The organism is Sporolactobacillus mangiferae (assembly GCF_023336505.1).
GTDB lineage: Bacteria > Bacillota > Bacilli > Bacillales > Sporolactobacillaceae > Sporolactobacillus > Sporolactobacillus mangiferae.
Map to the genome: position 1 here is coordinate 126,157 of NZ_JAMAST010000003.1, position 24,240 is coordinate 150,396.

The window sequence follows — 24,240 nt, forward strand, 5'->3', positions numbered from 1 at the left end:
GCGAAAATGAACGGGAAATCAGAAATAAATTTAGAGGTGTCTTAATTAGAAAACTTGGCTTCGCCCAGTCTCTGACGAAGGCAAAGACCTAGTTGCACTTATACTATAATCCGCTGAACTTTAAACTTTCTTACTTATAGTACAAAAAAAGAAAATCAGTCCGATACAAACCTGAAAATGGGATATATTAATGAATAGGCTCTGTCAGGAATCATACTGTTTTTCATTACAAATGGATTCGTTTGTTGAAGAACGCGAGCTTTTCATGTCTTTCAGTATGCCGGAGATAATTTACCGATCTCTTCATTCGGCATTTCAGAAACCAGTGAAAAAGTAAGCAAAAGACAACATCACATTTGACAGTGCCAATTGCCATCTCAGAAAACCTGGCTTTGCCAGTTCTTTGGTGAAGGCAAAGACGCCATGCCATACTATAATAATCCGCTGAGTTTTAAACTTTCTTATAGTACAAAGAAAGGACTGCCGCCAACCGGATCGGAGGAACCGTCATGTACCTTTTGATTACACTGCTGGTGATCACAGCAGCCATCATTCTCTTCATCGCAGCTGTCCTGCTCGACATTTATTGCGGTATTCGATTTAAAAAAGCGTCGGCACGGGAACGTACGCTGTCAACCGGATTTAATGATCTGCACTACTATACAAACGGTCACGAACTATTTGAAGCGATGAAAGAAAGTATTCAAGGTGCGCGGCACCATATCCACATTTCTTTTTTCATCTTTGTCGCTGATGAAGTCGGCAACGAGTGGCTGAGTCTGTTAAAAAAGAAGGCAGAAGAAGGCATTGAAGTGCGCCTTCTTGTTGACACGCTGAGCAGCTGGGCGCTGCGAAAAAAAGGGCCCGAACTGGCGCAGTCCGGTCTGCAGCTTGCTTTCTCGGGAAAACCGACTTTCCCCTTTATCTTCTATTCGTTAAATCGCCGCAACCACCGTAAGATAATGGTCATTGACGGAAGCGTCGGCTACTTTGGCGGTTTCAATGTCAGTCTTGATTATATCGGACGCAATCCCGGAATGGGACCATGGCACGACAATCATTTGCGTGTGGAAGGTGAAAGCACGCATACGCTCCAGCACCTTTTTCTTGAAGACTGGAAGAAGGCTACAGCTGTTGACCTTCTTCATGATGCCACTTATTTCCCGAAAACAGCCAAGGGAACGGCTGCTCTGTCACTCATCGGAACAGATGGCAAACAACTTGAGGACCTGTTTGCCGACTATCTGGGCAGCGCCCGGACATCCATTGTCATTGCCTCGCCTTATTTTGTACCAAGTAAAAAACTGATGGCTGCACTTATTGACCGCCTTGATCATGGTGTCACATTGACAATCGTCCTGCCGATGAAAAAGGATCACCCGCTCGTAAAGCCGGCTTCGTATCACTATCTTGAGCCACTGCTAAAAAAAGGAGCAAAACTCTTCCATTTTTATCAAGGCTTCTATCACGCAAAATTATTCGTGATCGATCACAGCCGCTGCTATCTTGGCACAGCTAATTTTGATCAGCGCAGTCTTTTCTGGAATGATGAGCTTTCCGGATTCTGTGATGATACGGCCCTTGCACATCGCGTGCTTGAGCTGCTTCACAAAGAAATCAGAAATCAATCAGTCGCTGTGCCATACGCGCAGATCAGAAAACGATCGCTCTATGAAAAGGGCAAAACTTTATGCAGCACTTGGCTCAGTTACTTTTTGTAAACAGGCAGATATGAAGCCGCTTGGATCGATTCAAAAAAGTTGAACCGAATGTCGCAAATGTTCGACCGAACGACAAAAAAGTTCAGCCGATGCCGAAACCTCAACCGAACTACGGAAAAGTTGGATCAGACTGCGAAGCAATTTCGTTTCGTGTTCGGAAATTCGTTACAGACTTGAGGATCTTTATTGCGATTCCGGAGATGTTATACTTTTCCACGATTTTGCGACTGCTTCTGATGAATTTGATACAATTTTTCGTGATTGTTTTGCTAGTTGTTACAGAGCAAAATCAAAAAACCGCGTCTCTGAAAAGGCGCGGTTTTGTTTATTCGATTACATTTTTTCCGGAGCGTGGACGCCGATCAGTTCCATTCCATTCTTCAACGTGATGCGGACTGCCTTCATCAGTGCAACACGTGCCTTGCTGAGCGGTACATTGCCTTCGTCAAGTACTTTTTCCGCATTATAGAAGCTGTGCAGGCAGGAGGCGAGATCGAACAGGTAATTCGGAATGTGCTGGATCGCCAGTTTTTTCGCACTGTCAGCAACAACCGCCGGGAAATCTCCAAGCTTCTTCAGTAGATCGATTTCTTTTTCACTCTGCAGAAGGGTAAGGTCCAAATCAGCGACATGATCCTGTTCGAAGTCTTCCGCTCGTTTCAGCATGCTTGTGATACGCGCAAATGCGTATTGAACGTAATAAACCGGATTTTCATTCGAATGCGAAATTGCCAGATCGAGATCGAAGTCGAGATGGGTGTCTGAGCTTCTCATCGCAAAGAAGTAACGGGCGGCATCAACACCGACATCATCCATCAATTCACGCATCGTCACTGCTTTTCCGGTTCGCTTGCTCATTTTTACCTTTTCGCCGTTTTTGAACAGATTGACAAGCTGAATAATCTGCACTGTTAACTGATCGGGATCATAGCCGAGCGACTGAATGGCCGCTTTCAGTCTCGGTACATAGCCATGATGATCCGCGCCAAGAACATCAATCAACCGAGTATAGCCTCGATCCAGTTTGTCTTTATGATAAGCGATATCCGGTGTGAAATAGGTATAGCTTCCATCCGATTTGACAAGGACGCGGTCTTTGTCATCGCCGTATTTTGTCGTCTTCAGCCACAGTGCGCCGTCTTTTTCATATGTCTCACCCTTACTTTTCAGAACTTCAAGCACATCTTCCACTTTATGCTGCTCATAAAGTGAGCGCTCGGAGAACCAGCAGTCAAAATGAACACGAAAATCCGCTAGATCCCTTTTGATACCACTCATCAGATGCTCCACACCGAATTTGCGGAAAAAACGGATCCGTTCTTCTTCCGGTTTTGCTGACAGCGAGTCACCGTATTCAGCAACCAGCTGCCTGGCAAGTTCAATAATATCTTTGCCATGGTAGCCATTCTCGGGAATTTCCGCGTCATGGCCGAGCTGCTGAAGGTATCGGGCTTCAAGAGAGATCGCCAGATTGGTAATCTGATTTCCGCCATCATTAATATAATATTCCGGAACAGCATGGTAGCCAGCTTTATTGAGCAGCTTGCATAAGGCATCGCCGACCGCCGCACCGCGTCCATGGCCAAGGTGAAGACTGCCGGTCGGATTGGCGGAAACGAATTCAACCAGTACTTTTTCACCAGCTCCACTGTTTGATTCACCGTATTTATCCCCTTCGTCAATAATGGTTGGGATTAAATCGGTCAGATACTGATTATCCAGAAAGAAATTGATAAATCCCGGACCGGCAATTTCAATTTTTCGGATATGACCCTTCTTTTTATCAAAATGCTCCGTCAGCTCTTCCGCTATTTTGCGCGGTGCCTTTTTTGCAATGCGTGCGAGCTGCATCGCCATGTTGGTAGCAAAATCGCCGTGCAGCTTGTCCTTTGGCGTCTCGAGTACAACCTCCGGCACCTGCTGCCGTTCAGCCAGTTCTGCTTTAACGACGGCCGCGATGATCTCTTCCTTTAACTGATTTTTGACTTGTTCCACAATCGTCATCTTAATACAACCTCCAAAATTACCTTTGGTCTGTGTTCTGCACCATCGTTCGATCAGCTGCTATTCGCTGACTCTGTAGCAGTAGTTATGCGTTATCGTTCCAACCCGTTGTTCCTGCATCGTCAGCTGATAAATCAACAGGACCGATCCCGCGCCCTGCTCTTCGGAAAAGCGGGTCTCAATTTTCTCAGCGACCGCCCGCGTCTCCATCTTTGCGTAGCCAGCGTCATATGTACCGGTCCGCGCATGCCCGACCAGAAGCGGCTGACGCATCGGGACCGGACCTTTACGAAGAATCAGCGCTTCGCTGCCGCCGACGCGGATGATATAATCGCAGCAGCCGAGGTCGCCCATCGCCGTACTGAAAATCAGATAAAGACTGGACCCGCTTTTCCCCATCCGTCCCCTGATGTGCCTGGTCATTTCCTGTACAAGGGTTGAATCGTTATCGTCATTTATTTTACTGGTAAAGATAATTTCGGCACTACGCGTGATCATTGAACGTCTTCCTTCATCGCACATGTGTCCATACTATATTACTATAAAAGATCGGTCGCCTGTGGGCAAGAACAACTCGGTTATTTTCCCAAGGATTCTATTTTTTTCTTACTTCTATACCTTAATTCGTGTTTTTCTTTTCTTCGACGTTTAGATTGCACCGCTTTACACCATAATAAAAAGCAACACGAAATGAGTATGGCGTACTTTGTGGCTGGCTGCCCTTCGGATTTGAGGAGGATTATGTTCAATGCGTTTCGACATGAAGATCCGAAAAAGAAAAAAAGCGGTTATTCGAAAAATGATTTTGATCGCAGCATGCTGCCCGCTGCTTCTGCTTATCGGTTTTGCCATCTTAATTGTAAGTGCGAAGATCGCCGGACCAATGGACATTCCGGTAACAAGACCTGCCATTTTTTATGACAACAGCGGCCAGGTCATCGGAAAATGGGATACGGACAACAGACACTGGATCGATATTGAAAAAATGGCGCCCTCCATTAAACTGGCGACTCTGGCCATTGAGGACCGCCGTTTTTTTCGCCATCATGGATTTGATTTCCGTCGCGTTGTGCAATCGGCACTGGTCGATATGCGCAGTCTGAGCAAGGCGCAAGGTGCGAGCACCATTACGATGCAGTATGCGAAAAATCTGTTTTTAACGAACGATAAAACCTGGATGCGCAAAGTTTCAGAGGTTTTCTATACGATGCGTCTTGAGATGAATGAATCCAAGAAAGATATTTTGGAAGGCTACCTGAACACCATTTATTACGGGCACGGCGCGTACGGTGCTGAAGCGGCGGCGCAAATTTATTTCAACAGGCATGCAAATGACCTCTCACTTGCTCAGTCAAGCATGCTGGCCGGCATTCCCAATGGTCCAAGCCTGTATTCACCGCTTATTCACTACGATATGGCGAAAAAAAGGCAGCGAATTGTGCTCGATACGATGGTTAAAAGTGGTTTCTTAACCAGGAAGCGCGCGGATATCGCTTATCATGCCCCTCTGAACCTCGTGCACCAAAAACAGGGCGCGGGATCCAGTGCGGAAAAGGCACCGTATTTTCAGGATGCGGTGCGGCGCGAACTCACTGAACGTCTGCATATCAGCCGAAAAATGCTTGCTTCCGGTGGGCTTAAAGTCTATACAACGCTGGATATGGACACACAGACATCCGCCGAGTACTGGCTGAAACACACGATTCCCGATCAGTCAAAAATTCAGACAGCACTTGTCGCACTGGATCCGAAAAATGGCGGCGTTGTTGCCATGATTGGCGGACGGGATTATCAGGAGAGCCCGTATAATCGCGCGATCAGCGCCAGACGTTCGCCTGGTTCCGCATTCAAACCTTTTCTTTATTACGCCGCACTGCGCAACGGTTTTACTCCATCCACCCGCCTGAAAAGCGAACCGACCGCTTTCGCATTTGACGATGGGCGCAGCAGCTACCGCCCAAATAACTTCGGTGGTTATTATGCGGACAAACCGATTACCATGGCGCAGGCACTCGCGCTTTCCGACAATGTTTTTGCGGTCAAAACACATCTGGCCATCGGTATGAATCAATTGGTGAGCGCCGCACGCCGCGCTGGCATTTCCAGTCCGCTCGCGCCTATCCCCTCGCTGGCACTTGGTTCAAAGCCGGTAAGCGTTCTTGAACTTGCCCGTGGCTACGCAACCTTTGCCAACCAGGGTGGGCGCATTCAGCCGGCATTGATCACTAAAGTAACAGATCGCCGGGGTCATCTGCTCTATGAATGGAAACCGGAAAAGAAGCAGGTGCTGAACCGTCAGGCCTCATTCGTTCTTTCGCAAATGATGACCGGCATTTTCGATCGGCGTCTGAATGGATACACACATGTGACCGGCGGACCGGTCGCGGATGTATTGACTCATAAAATAGCGGCAAAGACCGGATCCACAGCAACCGACAGCTGGATGGCCGGTTTCACGCCAGATCTTGTCACTGCTGTCTGGGTCGGTTATGACCGTAACGTAACGATTAATGCCTCGCCAGATAGCGGCTATGCAAAAACGATCTGGAGCCATGTTATGGAGTCGGCACTTTCCGGCACACCGAAAAATCATTTTAAGCCGCCGAAAGGGGTCGTTCAAGTCAGTATCGATCCGAAAAGCGGACTGCGCGCCGGCAAGGGCTGTGAGGGGCGCCCCACCTATTTTATTAAAGGGACGGAACCATCCGCCTATTGCGGAGAGCCGAAAAAGAAACAGCCGGTTGGCAAAAAGAAGCAGAAAAGCCTGCTTGACCGTCTGTTCCACTGGTGGCGTTAAAACGCTCAGCTGCCCATCGAAACAAACTGCTTTGCGTGCCTGTTTTCACCACTTATACGGGTACTTCCCTGATTTGCGCCAGAATTTCCCGCATGATTTTCTCTGGCGTTTTCTTATCTGTATCAATCGTCATATCCGCTGCCTGATTATAGAACCACTCTCTTTTCCGGTACAGTTCCATAAATTGGTTTGTATCCAGCTGGCGCAAAAGCGGACGGTTGTGATCGCCTTTTAAGCGGTTCACAATCACTTCCGGCGATGCCTTTAAAAAAACAACCGGCGTGTCGGAATCAATCAGCAGCTGCCGATTTTCTTCCCGTACCGGAGTACCACCACCAGTCGACAAGATCCCCGGCTTCCGGATCACCGATATGAGCGCCTGAGACTCCAGATCGCGAAAATACGCTTCGCCCTGATCCGTAAAAATCTGAGCAATCGAGCAGTTTGCATCGGCCGCAACTAGATCGTCCAGATCCAGATGTGGCAGCCGCAGTGCATTCGCAAGCAAGCGACCAATCGTTGTTTTCCCGCTGCCCATAAATCCGATCAATATCAGTCTTGTCATCTTTTTTCACCTCTCAGAATCAAAGCGCCGTTTTTTCCAGCCCGGCAAAGCGCTTTTGCTTAAAGCAAAGTGTTTATTGGTTTATTCGATCTTTTCACGTCTTTCTGGCCTGCATAAGTGAAGCAGAACACCCGTCTCTGCACCTTGCGAACCACACCCATGGTGCCGGCTTAGAAAACGGTTGGACCCGCATCAGCCGCGGACCTGAATAAATCGTTAATCTATTGATCCTGTCCCATTTTTTGTGGCAGGTGAAGCCTGATCAGCACTCAGCAGGCGGTACCCGATCAGCCAGATTGCAAATGAAATGAGCGCAATAACGATGTCAGCCCGAAGTACAGCCGCTATGCTGATGTTTGATAATAATCCGGTCATAATTGGAATGGTGAAGGTAGCCAGGCTGCCGAATGAAAAATAGATACCTGTAACCCTTCCTTTAGCCTGTGGGAACAGAGCACTGAAAATATTCAGTCCTACCTGCATCACGCCACCGGCAGCTGCGAAACCGAACAAAAAGGATGCAACGCTGACAAGCAGATGGTTGGACGCAGAACAGATGATGAAAAGAATTAAAACGGAAAGACCATTCAGCCCGACAATAAGCCGTATATCGCGAACCAGAGCACGTCTGACCAGACTGAAAATGATAATCACGCCAATAATTGAACCTGCACTGTACAGTGAAAGCAGAAAATGGGCTTCAAGGCTGCTCATTTTCAAAATGTCTGTACCATAGCGCGTAATCCACTGAATATACAAAAGCATGACTGCCATCGAAGTATAGCCGTAAATGGACAGAATAATTAAAAGGCCAAGCTGTCGTACAGACGGCTTTTTCTTGAACAATGGATACCGCACCAGATGATTCTTCGGCGCGGACTGACGAGGAAACGGTGTGCGGCTGACCAGAATCAGATTAATGAGCAGAACCGCACCAGTCACAACAAAACTCGTGCCGTACCAGCCGCCTATATTTTCATTCAGCCCGATATAGATGGGCAGAATAAATTCGCCGACCGACATAGCTGCTTTGATTAAAATATTGGCGGCTCCATTGCTCTGGTTCATCTCCAGAAAGGTTGGGTACGTGCCTGAATCAAGGGCCGAGTTGGCAATTCCGGCCAGGATGGTCAGAAAATAGGCTGTATGAAAATCGTGTGTGCTGATAATGCCAAAAAAGAAAACAGCATAAGCGAGCATACCCGAAATAATCAGACCCTTGCGTCCATATCGATCCGACAGGCTTCCAAGCAGGTAGTAGGCAATCAGCCGGCCGATTCCGATGCCTGAGACGACGTAGGAAACCGTTGCCACCGGTGTTCCCCATTCGGTACTCAGCGCGCTCATATTCTGCGTCAGAATGATCAGGCCGATTCCATGTACAAAATAATTCAGGTACAGAACCAGACTCAGTCTGATTTTTTGTTTTTGTGTCATCTTGCTTCAACCTCTCTCTTTTCTATTGCTCCGATTCGACGTCTGATTCATTACTGAAGCCGATTGATTGCCATCCGCCTGTGCAGCAAAAAATTGACCATTTTCAAAAATTTCCCTGTCTTGAAATTAGAAAACCTGGCTTTGCCAAGAATCTGCCAAAGGCAAAGCTGCCGCCGCACTTATACTATAATCCGCTGAATTTTAAACTTTCTTACAGTAAAATAAACCAGCCGGATCGTCGGACCCAACTGGCTAGAGTGATCATTTCCAAAAAACGAAACGTTCATCATTGCAAGGTAACCCATTAGATCAATGTTTTGCGTCCAATGGATCGACCAATGACATCTGCCCCTTAGAATACACACGTGCTTTTACATGTGCATCTGAAGAGACACAGTCCGGCATCAAACATAGACCTGTGCCCCTTGCCATCTGCACATGATGAAAAGTCCTTGCAAATAAGTTATGCATATTTAACCATCAAAACGATAGATTGTCAATAATCCCGCATGCCGCCTTCACGGACAGGAGACCACCGGACTTCGTGACTTGCTGTCGAATTTTTTGCTTTCAATTTCGGCGGCCTTTTAAGATCATTCAGCCAAAAACGACAGAGGCTCGTTATGATGATTATCCGCCTTATAGTCTAAAAACAGATGTGTCACTTGTCACTCTTCGGCAAGCTGCTTCTTTAATTCCGGATTGGCGCGCGCCCATTGATCTGGCGCTACGCTGATTAAAAAATCACGCAGCACTTTTTTCGATCCGGCATCCATCTCATCAAGAAGGACTTTGCCCTTAAGCGCTTTGTCCATTTTATTGACGTGATCGGCAAGGATTTTGTAGCCGCGTTTGATGGCCCGATTAATAATCATCTGCGCGGCCGCGGCTCCGGCATATCGCGGTCCGTCTCTGGTGATTTCCGTGTTCACCCAGACCAGCCAGTACGGCTTCCCGCCGCCCTGAAGGTCTTCTTTATTGGCGGAGAACCGAATTCTGCGTTCCACATCGCTGCGAGCGTGCATCGCGCCCATATCGACTTCGGCCGTACCTGCCTCCACATCGACGATGATCGGAGACATATTATCCAGATTGATGAGCCCCGCACCAAATCCGCCATGTCCCTTGGTTGCGTCACCTTTAATGATATTAAACCCTGATTTTTTACCGTCCTGATGAAAAATATCCAAAGCCCGTCACCCTTTCGATCGTGATCAAAATCACTGCAGTTATTTTAACATAGCATTCAGATAAAAAATAATCTGCCGCCCTGCCATTTTCATTGAATCCTGCAAGCGGATCCTATAGACTCAAAAGTAATCACATGAGCAATGTTCTGATTCTTAAGGAAATGCGGGGGAGCATCATGCGCAAGACTGAATCATTCAGCATCAGCCACTTAATCGACCACGGGCATTTCGGCCTTGAATGTGAGCATTTACGTGTTGACAACAAGGGAAGACTGGCACTGACGCCTCATCCGCGCGCACTGGGGAATAAGCAGGCGAATCCGGAAATCACGACTGACTTTTCCGAAAGCCAGCCGGAACTGATCACACCGGTCACCTCTTCAATATCCGAAATGCGCGCACACGCAAATCGTTTACTCACGGTGATCTTTAATGGCATTAGTGATGATGAACTGCTTTGGCCGCTCAGTTCGCCCCCCGTACCTCTCCCGCCGGATGAGCAGATCCCGATCGCCGATTTCGGCCCCGAAGGCAAGGATAAAAATGATTATCGAATCTATCTTTCCAAAAAATACGGGCGCAGGAAGCAGCTTTACTGTGGTGTGCATTTTAATTTCTCTTTTTCTGAAAATCTGCTTGCCGGCGCAGAGAGACGCAGCCGATTTTATCTGAATCTTGCTGCGCATGCCATGCGTTACCGCTATTTTCTTGTCCATCTGCTTGCCGCAAGCCCCGAAACAATTGATTCCGTCAGTTACCGTTCTGCGCGGTTAAGCAGACATGGCTACAGGAACACAGAACCCGTTTATCCGGATTTTTCAAGTCCTGAATCCTATATACATTCTCTTCAGCGTGCTGTCAGTGATGGTAAAATCGAAGGTCCTCGTGAGCTTTATCAGCTTGTTCGAATTAAAGGTGCGGGATTCGAAGATCTTTCGAGCGCGCCGAACGCCAGCCGTATTGAGTTGCGTGTTCCTGACCTGAATCCGCTGTTTCTGCCTGGTATCAATCCACAGGATCTCTACCTGATGCACCTCTACTTACTGTGGTGTGCCAGGCAGGAGCCAAGTCCATTTACCGAAGCAGACCAAAGACAGGCAGACGCACTGGCAGATGAGGCGTCCCTTCTTCACGCTTCCGATTCGTTCACACACAAAATGAATGAACGATTCCACGTGCTGCGTCTGTTTCTGCAAAAAAATAAATTGCCTGATGCATATGGTGAAGCACTGAATGCGGCGGAGACACGCTGGCGCGATGTACGGCTCAGCTATCCAGCGCAAATCAGCGCTCAAACAGCCGCAGATCCTCTGATCGCGCTCAAATGGGCGAACCAGATGAAAAATGCTTATCTTCATCCCGCTCCCCATCCACAAGTGAAATAAGGGGGCGTGACCCGCATATTCCCAATCATGTAAAATTGCCGGGCTCTTATGTTATGATAGGAAGGATACAGCAGAACCGTTTTTTCATGTGCCGTTCTGCCATATGATACGAACATGACGATGGACAATGATCCTGTCTGGTTTTGGAGGATTTGAGCGCGGATGATCTTGGTCAGATGCATTAAGAACGTATACGGAGAAGCAGTCGGCATACCATCCGAGCTTATGGATGTGCATCTGCTTTTTAAGGTGAATCATTTTTACATTGCGGACCAGGACAATGAAGGGCATTTAGTCACGCAGGATGAAGAAGGAGAGCCGCACATTATCGCGGACAGCAATGAAATTCTTCAAGGTGATTCATGGTTCCATGAGCATTTTATGCTTTTATAGTGCGCAGCACGATACGCGCAAGCATCCCGGAAAGGAGGATACGGTCCAATGAGCAGTATCAGTTATGAAATAGTTAAGAAGCTGGGCACACTGGGCGAATCATCATCCGGCTGGACGAAACAATTAAATCTTATCAGCTGGAGCGGCCGCGCGCCAAAATACGATCTGAGAGACTGGTCTCCGGGCGGAGAGAAAATGGGTAAAGGGGTAACGCTCAGTTTAGACGATCTGAAAAAACTGAAGCAGTTGCTGAATCAGCTTGATGAGCTGAATTGAAAAAGATATGGCAGGCGGGGCGGCCCACAACCGTCTGCCTGTTTTTTCAAGCCAGAACAAGCATGAATCAGCGGGAGGCCGGTGACTCAATTGATTGAAGCCTGCATATCTCTTCGATAAAAGCAAGCGCTCGCGTCAGCTCGCTGCTGGTGATTTCTTTCTCCAGTACCAGCACTTTCTCGATTGCTGCGTCGTGAGAAAGGTGATCAAAGTATAAAAGTATGGTCACACACTCAAGAAAGTGGATACTCTGGCCGACCACACACTGCATCAGCCTGCTCACATTCGGAAGCACGTCCTTGTAATGAGACAGGAAGTCCCGCCCCGCTTCTGAAATACGGTATACGCACGGATCATCTGTCTGTTCCTCATTTTCACGGTCTTCAATTAAAAAGCCGAAATCACATAGTTCTTCAAGCTGGACGGACAGTTCTTCCGAATAAGGACCGCGAAAGTGAAAATGAAAAATCTGATGAAAAGGGTACCCAAGCTTCTGAAAGATGTAAATGGCTTTCTGGAGTTTCTTTCTTCCAATGGTTTCACCATTCTGATGAATAAGTGCAGCAACTTTTGCATGGTCTTCCAGCATGTATCTCTATCCCCCAAAAATGAACTGACTTTTTTCTCGTTTTATATTGCCCTGATTGGCTGAAATGTCAGGCGAAAAATCCGTGTTTTTCACAAATGAACCCGTATGATAACAGAAGGATGCCTGAACAAAGTTCCTGTGCATGGCTCAGATACCAAGCAGTCTTTGAATATCTTTCTGATGCGGTGAATGTTTCGGCAGGTCAAGAATCCGGTCCTTCGGATAATACAGCTTACAATCCGTCCGGCGCATACCGGTAATCGAGCCGACAACATCCGATTCCTGTGACAGTTCATGAAGCGTTCCGTCAGGCATCAGCAATTGAATGGGCTGGCGCTCGCCCTCTTCGCCCGGCCGGTACAGGTCATAGGGCGAATTCGATGACGAATCGATCTCCAGATAGTACTTTGGATCAATGCCGGCGGCTTGAAAAGATTCAGAGAGCCGGTCCTTTGCATCAAGCAGCGCCGGAGTGAACTCGACATATTTAAAAAGCCGGCGATTCATGAACCGGTAACACAAATCGCTGAGAATCGGATCAGCTTCCTCCTGCCACACTTGAAAAAAGTAAAGAATGACAGACTCATCCAGTTTCAGATAATCATGGAGCGTAATCTTGCCGTTAAAAATTTTAAGCAACGGATGCGGCAGATATTTGAAACGGAATCCCTGCTGATAGAGATCCTTCGCTCGGTGAAGAATCTGAGTAAGGATCACTTCGGCACTGCGCGTCACCGGATGAAAATACACCTGCCAGTACATCTGATAGCGGCTCATAATATAATCTTCGACGGCATGCATGCCCGACAGTTTAAACACGATCTGATCATCCCGCGTCCTCATCACACGCCAAATACGTTCCATATCAAAATGACCGTAGCTGACACCAGTGAAATAAGCATCCCGCAGCAGATAATCCATACGATCCGCGTCAATCTGGCTGGAAATCAGGCTGACGACAAGGCGATTCGGATACGTTTTTCCGATCACATCTGCAACCCTTTGCGCGAAACCGCTGCCCTGCTTTTCCAGAATACGATGAATTTCAGTATCACCGAGAATGATTTTTTGCGTATACTCTTCGTGATTCGTACCGAATACTTTTTCAAATGAATGCGAAAAGGGTCCGTGTCCGACATCGTGCAGCAATGCGGCACAGAGCGTAATCATGGTCTCCGAATCATCCCAGTGATTTCTGTACTTAAAAATATCGATCACACGCCGCGCGATTTCATATACGCCGAGCGAATGACCGAAGCGGCTGTGTTCGGCGCCATGAAAAGTCAGATAAGTCGTACCCAGCTGGCGGATCCTTCTCAGTCGCTGAAACTCCGGTGCGCCGATTAAATCCCAGATCAGGCGATCACGGACATGAATATAGCGATGCACCGGATCCTTAAAGACTTTCTCCTCATTCAACTTCTGAAATGACCGGGTCAATACGCATCATCCCCTCGGTCTGTAAAGCCCGTTTTCTTTTCCGTATTTTTTCGTGGCCTGCGTTTTATTATAACTTTATTGACTGAAAAATGAAAATGAATTTTGTTGCTGGATCAACGGCTGATCGGTCCACCTTCATCCGCCATCCGCTTACGATTTTTAAAATATACCGGCACCAGATCGTACTCTCTTGCCATCGCTGCACCAAGTACATATTTTACACCGATTGTATCTGGAACATGGTTGTCGCCGCCAATCGTCACATACCGGCCGCCCAGTTCGTGGTATCGGCGGACAATGCTTTCAAATCCTTCACGGAAGGGCGGCTGATCAAGCAGGCGGAGATTAATCTCAAGACAAATGTCGTTCTCAATTAATGTGCAGAGAAAGTTGTCAATAAGAAACGGAAAATCTTCGTAACGAAGCACATTATCCAAATAGGTCAGATAGCGGCATGGATAATCGATGTGAGCGAATGTGTCGATATATGGATTCTGGTGAACCGTGTGTTCGGCATAGATCAGATATTGTGTAAAAAAATCTTTTTTGCTGAGGAAATTCTTGCCCCGATCTGTATACATGTCAAAGTCCTGCAGATTATGTACGGAGCCGATCACCATATCAAAGGGATGATTCTCGATAATCGCGCGGTTGCGCGCAACATATTCGGGACGATCATCCAGACCAAGTTCAATACCGAGGAGCAGATGATCATTTCTAAATGCGGCGTACGTTTCAAAATAGTGATCTATATCAAACGTGACCGGCGATCCATCCTCCTGGCGTTCATTAAGGTCGCAATGTTCCGTAATGATGAGATTCATGGAATAGCCGGCAGCTGCCTTCAAAGCATCCTGTAAGCTCATATCGGCATCAAAAGAAAATTGTGTATGATTATGTGTGTCAAAGACCATGCTGATCCGTCCCTCCCAAAAGCCATTCAATCTAAACGGCCTTTTTTACAAGATAAGAAAGTATATGATTTTCCTCGATAACAAACCAAGAAACAGCATCATGTCTAAGCATCGAAGCGAAGGTGTGAGACACACGCGGCAAGCGAGCAGCCGCAGTGCCAAGGCAACCTAAAGGCATAAATCAATAAATCATGATAGAAAAAGAATTTTTAATCAAAGAACTTTCGCTAAGTACGCATACGTCCTGCACGCAATGCTATTTAAGCATATTCATTGGGTAATGCCGGCGTATAGCTTCATGCCCGTGCTTCCAGTATAAAATCAATTGCTCATTGAAACAATGATCGAATAGTAAGATCGCGTTTCTAAGTAAAATTTAATTGCTCTTCTGAGGCAGTGTGCGGGCCAGCGGAACCACGCTGATTTCAGATTGCCTGAAGATACGCACACGGCAAGCGGACACTGGGCAATAAACGATTAATTTCAAAATGGCGGTTGACGAAGCGTGCAGCGCGTGTTATATTTTGACTTACCAAATTTCTTTATTTTAGTGACGAGGCTGATCAATATGTCTTTTTACTCCCACTCACGAGTCTTGATTATTATCTAGGACCCTGGCAATCGCTGAAAAATTTAACGATTGTCCGGGTCCTCCTTAGCGTGAGTGGGAGCCGGACAAAAACTCCCATTCTTTTATGAATGGGAGTTTTTTTATACATGCGATGACGCCTTCGTCCGCGCTAAGGATTTGCCAATCATTTTCTAATTCCGATTGCATGTAGCTACCTGCAATTCAGCCCGGCATGAAAAATCAGACTTTTCATGCCTTTCAGCCATCTGAAAGGTGCGCGGTATTGGTGAATCAAAGAGAATGCGTACTCTCTTTATTTCATCAATACGGCGGAAGACGAGCCAATTCCAGCCACTAAAAACAAAAACAGAAAGGATGAGCAGAATTGAGGAGTGATGAAATCAAAAAAGGCACGGACCGTGCGCCTGCCCGCAGCCTGCTTCGGGCAACCGGTATCGTAAAAAGCGAAGAAGACATGCATAAGCCTTTCATTGCTGTATGCAATTCATACGTTGATATTGTCCCCGGTCATGTTCATTTGCGCGAGCTCGCGGATGTTGCGAAAAAAGCGATCCGTGAAGCTGGCGGCATTCCGTTCGAATTCAATACGATCGGTGTTGATGACGGGATAGCCATGGGGCATATCGGCATGCGTTACTCGCTGCCGAGCCGCGAATTGATTGCTGACGCAGCCGAAACGATGATCAATGCCCACTGGTTTGACGGTGTATTCTATATTCCGAACTGTGATAAAATTACGCCGGGCATGATGTTGGCTGCAGTCCGTACCAATGTTCCCGCTATCTTCTGTTCCGGCGGTCCAATGAAAGCCGGGCTGTCTGCACAGGGAAAAGCACTCACACTGTCTTCCGTATTTGAAAGTGTCGGTGCTTTTAAAGAGGGGAGGATCACTAAAGAGCAGTTTCTTGACATTGAAGCCTCTGCCTGTCCGACCTGCGGCTCATGCGCCGGTATGTTTACGGCAAACTCGATGAACTGCCTCATGGAAATGCTTGGGCTCGCACTCCCCGGCAACGGAACCGCGCTTGCTGTTTCCGAGGAAAGACGAAGCCTTGTCCGTCAGTCGGCTTTCAAGCTGATGGATCTTATTCAACAGAACATCCGCCCGCGCGACATCATCACCCCTGAAGCCATTGATGATGCATTTGCACTGGATATGGCCATGGGCGGATCGACTAACACTGTGCTCCATATGCTGGCTCTTGCATCGGAAGCCGGTATCGACTATGACCTCAACCGTATCAACGCAGTCGCAAAAAAAGTTCCCTATCTGGCCAAAATCGCACCAAGTTCCGCTTTCTCAATGGAGGATGTGCATCAAGCGGGCGGCATCTCCGCAATTATCAAGTCACTTGCTGATATGGGTGGACTCATCCATCCGGAACGGATCACCGTTTCAGGACGCACCATTAAAGAAAACGTTGCCCACGCGTCAATTAAGAATCCAAAGGTTATCCATCCGCTGAAGCACGCTTACAGTCAAACCGGTGGCCTGTCCGTTCTGTTTGGCAACATCGCGCCAAAAGGGGCGGTCATCAAGGTGGGCGGTGTGGACGCTTCCGTAAAAACATTCACAGGGAAAGCCATCTGCTTTAATTCTCATGATGAAGCTGTTGCGGCGATTGACAACCATACCGTGCACAAAGGGCATGTTGTTGTGATCCGTTATGAAGGACCAAAAGGCGGACCAGGTATGCCGGAAATGCTGGCACCGACCTCATCCATTGTCGGACGCGGCCTGGGTAAGGATGTCGCTCTTGTTACCGACGGTCGATTCTCCGGCGCAACACGCGGTATCTCTGTTGGCCATGTCTCTCCGGAAGCGGCCGCCGGCGGTCCGATTGCGCTTGTCAAAGACGGCGATGCGATAACCATTGATCTGCTCAACCGCACAATCCATCTTAACGTCAGCGATGCAGAACTGGCCGAGCGCAGAAAAGCATTGAAACCATTTGTTCCCAAAGTGCGCAACGGCTACCTTGCACGTTATGCCGCACTCGTCACTTCAGCACATACAGGCGGCGTCATGCGCCTCCCGGACATGGCTGCCGAAACAGAAAACCAAAATGATACAAAAGAGAAGAGTCCGATCCATCAATAAGTCGGGGGTTAATCACAAATAGAGGCATACACAGACAGATAGATAATAGAAAAAATCAGAGAGATAAAGAGAAAAAGAAACAGAATGATTGAAAACGGAAAGGATGTTTTAATAAATGAAAGCGATCATCGCAACGGGACAGTTTTTAGGAAAGTATTTTTCATTGTTCGTTTTAGGCGCAGCGGTTGCCGCCTATTATCAGCCCGCTGTCGTCACCTGGGTTCTTCCTTATGTCAACTATCTGCTTGGCATCATCATGTTTGGTATGGGCATGACATTAAAGCAATCGGATTTCGCCGAAGTCTTCAAGCGACCAAAAGACGTTTTGATTGGAGTATGCGCGCATTACTTAATCATGCCGCTTATTGCATACGTGCTCTGTTTTGCTTTCAGACTGCCTCCCGCCATTGCCGTTGGCGTGATTCTTGTCGGCTGCTGTCCAAGCGGAACCGCATCCAATGTTATGTGCTTCCTTGCAAAAGGAGATGTCGCACTTGGCGTTTCAATCGGTGCCGTTTCAACGCTGATTGCTCCGGTGATGCTGCCGTTGATTCTCTGGCTTCTTGCCGGTCGCTGGGTCCACATTCCGACCGGTTCGCTCTTTGTCAGCGTCATTGAAATTGTCATTGTGCCGATCGTGCTTGGTGTACTCGTGAATTCTTTCTTCGGCAGGAAAGTAGACAGGATCACGGAGGCTCTGCCGCTTGTCTCCACTATTGCCATCATTCTGATTGCCGGCGGAGTCGTTGCGGCATCCAATAAAAACGGCGATCTGCTGACTGCAGGCACGCTCATTATCGTTCCAGTAGTTATGTTTCACAATCTGCTCGGCTATGCGCTCGGATTCCTGTTTAGTCGTCTGCTCGGCATGGATCATCCGAAAAGCCGTGCGATTACGTTCGAAGTCGGCATGCAAAACTCGGCACTCGGTGTCGCGCTTGCAATGGCCTTTTTCTCGCCTGCCGCCGCCATTCCGGCAACACTGTTCAGCATCTGGCATAACATGTCCGGTTCACTGCTTGCTTCATTCTGGTCAAGCAAATCACAGAAAGACACAGGTAAACTTGGCGAAGCCAGAACCGTTGTCTAAGTTTCCATCCGGCATGCGTTCTGATCTGGTTCGTTGCATGGAACATGCCAAATTGCATCGCTTGTTCGCATGTTCAATAACATGACACTGTATTATGCTTTCATGTATCACTTTAGAAAACTGTCTGTAGCGCCAGCCATGACTTTACAGACAGTTTTCTGTTTAGCCATATTCTGTACTTACCGCTCGTTAACCACTCGTTAGCATGTCTCTGAATCCAGTAAACCAAAGCTTTCGTCAGAGAGCCGGGCAATTGCCCGGCTCTTAATTTTCGATCATGAGTCTTTGATTCATACCTTTTAGATTGCATCGTTGCTGCGGCTGTTCGCTTAGCGCGGGCGCCACCTCCACTTTAATGTCAGATGAGTCATTGTTTTGTTGATTGGATACGAGGCAGAATCCTATACTTTCTTGTTGGTGAAAAATTCATGATGGGTGCTGACCATGGCCTGTGCCGGAGCCTTTGGGTCCAGATCCTGTTTGATACTGTTCACTGCAATGGGACCTTCAACAAAACCCGCTGCGATCAGATATACTTTTTGCGGGTACTTCGCGGCATTGCCGATTGCGAAAATACCTTTGACCGACGACTCCATTCGCTGATCAACAACAATGCCCCCGTCATCGATTGACATACCCCAGCTTTCAAGCGTACCGAGACCATAATTAAATCCATGATTGACAATCAGTGCATCGGCCTGAAGGATTTCATGGCCGGATGCGACATTGCGAACTGTTACCGACTGAAGTATGTCATCTCCTGTCAGCGCAACAATCTCTGAATCTGTTCGAATATCGACTGAATGGCTTTTCAGACGCTGCATTTGATGTTCCAGAGCATGCGTAAATTCCGTACCTCTGTATACGACGGTCACTTTATGACAGAGAGGAGCGAGCTCTGCCGCCCAGTCCAGTGCTCCGTCACCGCCTCCGGATATAACGACATGTTTACCGGCAAACTGCTGGATATGGCGCACCGCATAAAAAAGGCTCTTTCCTTCAAAACGCGCGGCTTCTTTAAGCTGGAGCTTATTCACTTCAAAAGTTCCGCATCCGACCGCCAGAATAATCTTGCGCGTTCGATGCACTTCACCGGTCGTACTGATCAGCTTAAAGCTGCCATCCTCCTGCCTTTCCATACCTGCAATCACTTGATTGGTGATCAATTCAGGCTGGAAGGTTTTCGCCTGGCGCGTGAGCCGATCAACCAGTTCTTCGCCTGTAATCTGGGGGATTCCGCCAACATCATAAATCGTTTTTTCCGGGTAAAAATGTGTGATGACGCCACCCAGATCATTTTTTGCTTCAATAATTTTGGTCTTCAGGGCACGCATGCCACAATAGAAGGCAGTATAAAGGCCAGCCGGCCCCCCGCCAATAATGGTCACATCATATAAGTCGGACATGGATAAACTCCTTTGCTGAAAATGCTTCGATTGATCGCGCGTCACCTTTTTCTTATTGTGACATTTGGTGCGCGCGATCCATGAGTGAATGACAGTATCGATAATTATGATTTATACATTTTATGATAACGATAATCGTTATCAATTACAAGAGTTATTGAAGAAAGAGCTATTCATGCTTTAAATCCTTTTTGAGAAAGTGGCCTAACGGAGAATAACTTTTTTTATCTTATATTTCGGAAAAATATAATCAATTATATTTTTCTTCTTTTCGGGCTGAATACTTAGCTCAAAATCCCGTTTTTTTATTTCTGTACCATAAGAGTGTAAATGATCTGGTGTTAATCCTTGAAATCCGGATGTGTGTTCAGCTTTTTCTTCTTTTTTTAAATTCAAAAGAAACTGTTCAGTCTTTTTATCTGCGGATACTTTACTTATCATTTTTTTATTTTTAGAAGTAAGTAATTGATTAATCTCTTTATCTACCACGTTGTTTTCCCAGTCTTCTGAATTCCCAAGCTCAATAAAGTAATAACCTATACCGAGAATGACCATGAATATAAGTGTGATTATTATCGTGCTTTGATGAGGCGGTTTTATGTGCATAAAAAATCTCCATTCCCAAACGATCATTGAATTTAGTTAAAGATGTAGGTAAGAAGCCAAGCCCTTTGGCTACGTATTAAAAAGGGACTTACTGAAAAATCCTGGACATTTACGATACTTAGCTGCTCGTTTCGTTTGCCTAGACACGCATCCGGGACATTGTTTTTTGCAGAATTGTATACTTTTTTATCCTGAAACAAAAATCGGCTGCCTCAGCGGAGAACTTGCTGACAGGACAGCCGATTAAATGTATTTTCTGTTTTACGCATAATGGATCATCATCCAGCGGTCAATCGGTACAAAACCTGCTTTTTCATATATGCGCCCGGCGTCAGGATTATCATAAAACAGGCATGGCTGTTTACGTTCCGCCTGAAGCGCACTGATTGTTTTAAGAAGGCAGCTGGTCGCAAAGCCCTGGTGCTCATACTCCTTTTTCGTACACACCCCGATGATCATCGCCGCGCCACCTGTCTCCGCTGTTGTCGATACCCCGCTCACCGGCTCATTATTTCGTTCTATATAATAGGTGCGCGAGATGCCTTTATCCATATTCTTCTGCAAGGCTTCCGTCGGCTCGGCATAATCGGGGAAACAGCAGGAACGCAGATTGACAATTTGCTCAGCTTCTTCGGGAAAGAGCATCTTAACATCTTTATGTATGTGCTTTTTATCAACGGGAAGATGCAAATCACGTTTTGCATAGAAACAGAGCTGCTTCTTGCCTGTTTTGGTCTGAATATGCGGGGCAATGACGGACACCAGATTCTGCAGGCCGGAAAGCTGCTTCAGCTGGCCGCTTTGCTCAATGACATCAGCCCATGCCTCGCCATCCAAGTCAGCCGGGCTTTGCGCATAGGGAATAAAATTGCCCCGATAACGAAGCAGAATGCTCCGCAATGCAGCGGTTTCATCAAAGTCGCCCCACAAAGTAACGAAATCGCCAGACATTCCGAATGCATCGATATCTCCGATAATAAACAGATTTTCCGCGGGACGCTGGCCGGCAAAAGCCAGCACCTTCTCTCGATCCGCCTCTGTCAACTGTCGAATCATGACACCCATCCCCTCTCTTTTTAGCTCTATACTTTGTCTATTTTCCCACGTTCGAGTTATTATGTCACAAAATAAGTTTCGGTGCCATCTGGAACTGCCTGCGCAAAAAAGCTGACCTACAATGAATATTGCTTCATATTTTATAACATTCGGCATTTTCTTGAAGTGACTAGAGGCACAGTTTTCTTTTTTCGTAAAGATCATGTTAAAGAATGATGATGTTTTCCACTGCTGATCGAAATCGTTCACGCAAATTCTTCATCTCAATCCAGCAGATAAGCAAAAATGTGCCAATAGAAGGCAAAGCCTGGTTCTTTGCTGTTGATCTTGTACCTGACAGACACTCCATCTGCTCGCTGGCCCTGATCAACAGGAACGCTCCGCTGGCGCCGGCGCGCTTTGTATCTGGCTTACACTCTGATGTTTAGCTAAAAGCTTATGTTTTCTTTACCTGAAATGGAAAAACCGGGCATCTGCCCGATTCTACTTTCACAGGATATGATGGCTTTAGCGTTACGCGCAGGAGAGGCACGCATCAATGGCGCCAGTTCCAAAGGCACACGCGCGCTTTCCGCTTTAATGCTCGGTTAGGCCATTGTTTTGTTGATCTGAATCATAGCCAAGAATACTTTTTTATCCAAAATGGGCGGAAGCTTTTGGCTGCGCCCATTTTTCTCTTTCATTATCAATCATTCCATTGAATTGGAATTCGATAGGGGATCGGGTCAATCTGCCCCGCTTCTTTAAATCCTTTAATTCGCAGCCGGCAGCTGTCACAGACACCGCAGGCCTGTTCACCGCCGTTATAGCACGATGTAGTCAGTTGGTAAGGAGCATCGAGCGCGCTGCCCAGTCGAATGGTTTCACCTTTTGTCAGGTGCATGAGCGGTGTCTTAATGCTCAGCGTATGCCCGCGGACGCCTGCTTTTGTTGCCCTGTTGATCGTCTGGTTCATACTTTGAATAAATTCAGGTCGGCAGTCCGGGTACCCACTGTAATCTACCGAAGATACGCCCGTATAAATTGCATCGGCGCCGATGACTTCCGCGTAGGCGGCAGCAAGCGAAAGAAAGATCATGTTGCGACCTGGCACGTAGGTAACCGGAATCCCCTGATCCGCTCCAGTGTCCGGAACATCGATAGATGAATCCGTCAGCGCACTGCTCCCGAGCTGTTTAAAAAAAGCTAAATCGACAATACGGTGATCGGCCGATTCATAGTAAGCAGCAATTTCCCCCGCCTGTTCAACCTCGCGCTGATGCCGCTGCCCATAACGAAAGGTGATCGGATAAAGTGCATATCCTTCATGCTTCGCGACACTCATGCATGTAGTACTGTCCAGTCCCCCGCTAAGCACCACAACTGCTTTTTTCATTCTGATCCCCTCGCTCTTTTTAACGATTATCAATCGGTTCAGGATACAGGTCATGTCTGGTCAGCCGGTCAAACGCAACCTGCGCCCATGATGTTCCCTTTTTCCCGTAGTTGACATAGGGATCAATGCTGATCCCGCCGCGGGGCAGAAATTTGCCCCATATCTCCAAGTATTTCGGATCCATCAGTTGAATCAGGTCGTCCGCAATTTTATTGACGCAATCCTCATGAAAATCGCCGTGATTGCGATAACTGAATAAATAGAGCTTAAGCGACTTGCTTTCAACCATACGTTCCGACGGCACATAGCTGATGTGCAGTGTCGCAAAGTCCGGCTGATGTGTAATCGGACAAAGGCTTGTAAATTCCGGAAAATTAAATTTGACAAAATAATCGCGTTCCGGATGCTGATTCTGGAAAGTCTCAAGCAAGTTCGGATCATAATCAAAGACATACTGCGTGTTTTTATTCCCCAGAAGGGTAAGCTTCTCACTTTTTCGTTCATTCATCCAAATTCCCCCTTATTCTTAATTCAGCATGCTTTTGGAGGTGACAGCCTTTTGCCCGCGAATCCAGTGTACCGCCAGATAGATCAACGGGACACCAATAACGGCATAGGAAAATTTCAGCACATATTCAGTACGTATGGTCGTCAGAATGGCTGATATCGGCAGCGTCCCGGCAAAACCGACAAACATAAATACGGCAGAATCGGCCAGCTGGCTGACCGCCGTGCTGACCAGGCTCCGCAGCCAGAGCTTTCTTCCGTTCGTACGGCGCTTCAGTCGCGTAAACAGCGTAATATCAAGTGTCTGAGCGATGACATATCCGCACAGCGATGCAAGTACTATGCGTGGCATTGCACCGAGTGTCTCTGAAAATGCTGCCTGCCCCTTCCAGAAAGGCGCTGGAGGCAAATGAATGGCTGCCTGAAGAAGCAGCGTGAAAAACAGATTGGCAAAGAGCCCAATCCAGACAATTTTCTGCGCAACGGGTTTCCCCCAGCACTCGGTAATGCTGTCTAAAACAAGAAAAGTAACAGGATAGATGACAATGCCCGAAGTCATGGCGAAGCCGCCAATAATGAAGAGTTTTGATGCCACTAGATTCGCGGCAATGAGGCAGGTCATAAAGACCATGGATAAAAAAATAAGTTTGAAAGGAATGCCCGCATTCCATTGATGCTGATCCAATAAGATCACTCCCGTAGTTTTTTTGATAAAGCAGAGGAGGGTCTCGAACTCTGCCAGACAGGTAACCTCTTGATTATAATGACTGATCACGCAAATAACAAGTAAGCGCCG

Annotated in this window: 21 protein-coding genes; 7 read left to right on the top strand and 14 right to left on the bottom strand. The window is 47.2% G+C overall.

From position 1 onward, the window contains the following. Positions 1–509 precede the first annotated feature (509 nt). Positions 510–1,721, top strand: coding sequence for a phospholipase D-like domain-containing protein (locus M3N64_RS04910; RefSeq protein ID WP_249098962.1), 1,212 nt, complete (start codon positions 510–512; stop codon positions 1,719–1,721). 333 nt (positions 1,722–2,054) lie between these two features. Here the strand turns inward: M3N64_RS04910 and argS are convergent, their stop codons facing one another. Together argS and M3N64_RS04920 are read right to left on the bottom strand one after the other, a co-directional pair. After that, positions 2,055–3,725, bottom strand: coding sequence for an arginine--tRNA ligase (argS, locus tag M3N64_RS04915; RefSeq protein WP_249098964.1), 1,671 nt, complete (start codon positions 3,723–3,725; stop codon positions 2,055–2,057). 60 nt (positions 3,726–3,785) lie between these two features. Continuing rightward, positions 3,786–4,223 carry a DUF1934 family protein gene (locus M3N64_RS04920; RefSeq protein WP_249098968.1) on the bottom strand — a complete coding sequence of 146 codons (438 nt, stop codon included), beginning with the start codon at positions 4,221–4,223 and terminating at the stop codon, positions 3,786–3,788. Between the two features lie 250 nt (positions 4,224–4,473). On the opposite strand from M3N64_RS04920, the gene M3N64_RS04925 reads away from it, so the two are divergent. Further along, on the top strand, positions 4,474–6,522 hold the full coding sequence (locus M3N64_RS04925; RefSeq protein ID WP_249098970.1) for a transglycosylase domain-containing protein: 2,049 nt from the start codon (positions 4,474–4,476) through the stop codon (positions 6,520–6,522). Between the two features lie 52 nt (positions 6,523–6,574). Here the strand turns inward: M3N64_RS04925 and M3N64_RS04930 are convergent, their stop codons facing one another. From M3N64_RS04930 to M3N64_RS04940, 3 genes are all read right to left on the bottom strand, one after another. Then, complete coding sequence (locus M3N64_RS04930; RefSeq protein WP_249098975.1) at positions 6,575–7,087, bottom strand: shikimate kinase; 513 nt, start codon at positions 7,085–7,087, stop codon at positions 6,575–6,577. A 216-nt stretch (positions 7,088–7,303) separates the two neighbouring features. Beyond that, positions 7,304–8,524 (bottom strand): MFS transporter, encoded by a 1,221-nt coding sequence (locus tag M3N64_RS04935; protein WP_249098976.1) that lies wholly within the window; start codon positions 8,522–8,524, stop codon positions 7,304–7,306. A gap of 668 nt (positions 8,525–9,192) precedes the next feature. Further along, complete coding sequence (locus M3N64_RS04940; RefSeq protein ID WP_249098979.1) at positions 9,193–9,714, bottom strand: YwhD family protein; 522 nt, start codon at positions 9,712–9,714, stop codon at positions 9,193–9,195. A 176-nt stretch (positions 9,715–9,890) separates the two neighbouring features. Between M3N64_RS04940 and M3N64_RS04945 the strand changes: the two genes are divergently transcribed. The 3 genes from M3N64_RS04945 (at position 9,891) to M3N64_RS04955 (ending at position 11,768) form a co-directional block, all read left to right on the top strand. Continuing rightward, positions 9,891–11,099 carry a glutathione synthase gene (locus tag M3N64_RS04945; protein ID WP_249098982.1) on the top strand — a complete coding sequence of 403 codons (1,209 nt, stop codon included), beginning with the start codon at positions 9,891–9,893 and terminating at the stop codon, positions 11,097–11,099. Positions 11,100–11,261: 162 nt separating this feature from the next. Beyond that, a complete protein-coding gene (locus tag M3N64_RS04950) occupies positions 11,262–11,492 on the top strand; it encodes a hypothetical protein (RefSeq protein WP_249098986.1) in 231 nt (76 codons plus the stop codon). A gap of 48 nt (positions 11,493–11,540) precedes the next feature. Next, positions 11,541–11,768: a YdbC family protein gene (locus M3N64_RS04955; protein WP_249098988.1), complete on the top strand. Its 228-nt coding sequence runs from the start codon at positions 11,541–11,543 to the stop codon at positions 11,766–11,768. A gap of 67 nt (positions 11,769–11,835) precedes the next feature. On the opposite strand, the gene M3N64_RS04960 is transcribed toward M3N64_RS04955, so the two are convergent. The 3 genes from M3N64_RS04960 to M3N64_RS04970 form a co-directional block, all read right to left on the bottom strand. Continuing rightward, on the bottom strand, positions 11,836–12,357 hold the full coding sequence (locus tag M3N64_RS04960; protein ID WP_249098991.1) for a YwgA family protein: 522 nt from the start codon (positions 12,355–12,357) through the stop codon (positions 11,836–11,838). A 147-nt stretch (positions 12,358–12,504) separates the two neighbouring features. Next, positions 12,505–13,797, bottom strand: a complete 1,293-nt coding sequence (locus M3N64_RS04965; protein ID WP_249098994.1) for an HD domain-containing protein — start codon at positions 13,795–13,797, stop codon at positions 12,505–12,507. Between the two features lie 113 nt (positions 13,798–13,910). Beyond that, the gene (locus tag M3N64_RS04970; RefSeq protein ID WP_249098996.1) at positions 13,911–14,711 is read right to left on the bottom strand and encodes a PHP domain-containing protein; all 801 of its coding nucleotides are present in this window, start codon (positions 14,709–14,711) and stop codon (positions 13,911–13,913) included. A gap of 956 nt (positions 14,712–15,667) precedes the next feature. On the opposite strand from M3N64_RS04970, the gene ilvD reads away from it, so the two are divergent. Then, positions 15,668–17,404, top strand: a complete 1,737-nt coding sequence (gene ilvD, locus M3N64_RS04975; protein ID WP_249098998.1) for a dihydroxy-acid dehydratase — start codon at positions 15,668–15,670, stop codon at positions 17,402–17,404. A 115-nt stretch (positions 17,405–17,519) separates the two neighbouring features. Next, positions 17,520–18,494 (top strand): bile acid:sodium symporter family protein, encoded by a 975-nt coding sequence (locus tag M3N64_RS04980; protein ID WP_249099000.1) that lies wholly within the window; start codon positions 17,520–17,522, stop codon positions 18,492–18,494. 401 nt (positions 18,495–18,895) lie between these two features. Here M3N64_RS04980 and M3N64_RS04985 read toward each other — a convergent pair whose 3' ends face one another. The 6 genes from M3N64_RS04985 to M3N64_RS05010 all read right to left on the bottom strand — a co-directional run bounded on the left by M3N64_RS04985 (position 18,896) and on the right by M3N64_RS05010 (position 24,129). After that, the gene (locus M3N64_RS04985; protein WP_249099002.1) at positions 18,896–19,900 is read right to left on the bottom strand and encodes an NAD(P)/FAD-dependent oxidoreductase; all 1,005 of its coding nucleotides are present in this window, start codon (positions 19,898–19,900) and stop codon (positions 18,896–18,898) included. Positions 19,901–20,104: 204 nt separating this feature from the next. Next, on the bottom strand, positions 20,105–20,506 hold the full coding sequence (locus tag M3N64_RS04990) for a hypothetical protein (RefSeq protein ID WP_249099005.1): 402 nt from the start codon (positions 20,504–20,506) through the stop codon (positions 20,105–20,107). A 261-nt stretch (positions 20,507–20,767) separates the two neighbouring features. After that, the gene (locus tag M3N64_RS04995; RefSeq protein WP_249099009.1) at positions 20,768–21,562 is read right to left on the bottom strand and encodes a GNAT family N-acetyltransferase; all 795 of its coding nucleotides are present in this window, start codon (positions 21,560–21,562) and stop codon (positions 20,768–20,770) included. Between the two features lie 685 nt (positions 21,563–22,247). Further along, complete coding sequence (gene queC / locus M3N64_RS05000) at positions 22,248–22,937, bottom strand: 7-cyano-7-deazaguanine synthase QueC (RefSeq protein WP_249099011.1); 690 nt, start codon at positions 22,935–22,937, stop codon at positions 22,248–22,250. Between the two features lie 19 nt (positions 22,938–22,956). Next, positions 22,957–23,445: a preQ(1) synthase gene (gene queF, locus M3N64_RS05005; protein ID WP_249099014.1), complete on the bottom strand. Its 489-nt coding sequence runs from the start codon at positions 23,443–23,445 to the stop codon at positions 22,957–22,959. Between the two features lie 18 nt (positions 23,446–23,463). Beyond that, positions 23,464–24,129 (bottom strand): queuosine precursor transporter, encoded by a 666-nt coding sequence (locus tag M3N64_RS05010; protein WP_249099017.1) that lies wholly within the window; start codon positions 24,127–24,129, stop codon positions 23,464–23,466. Positions 24,130–24,240: the final 111 nt, after the last annotated feature.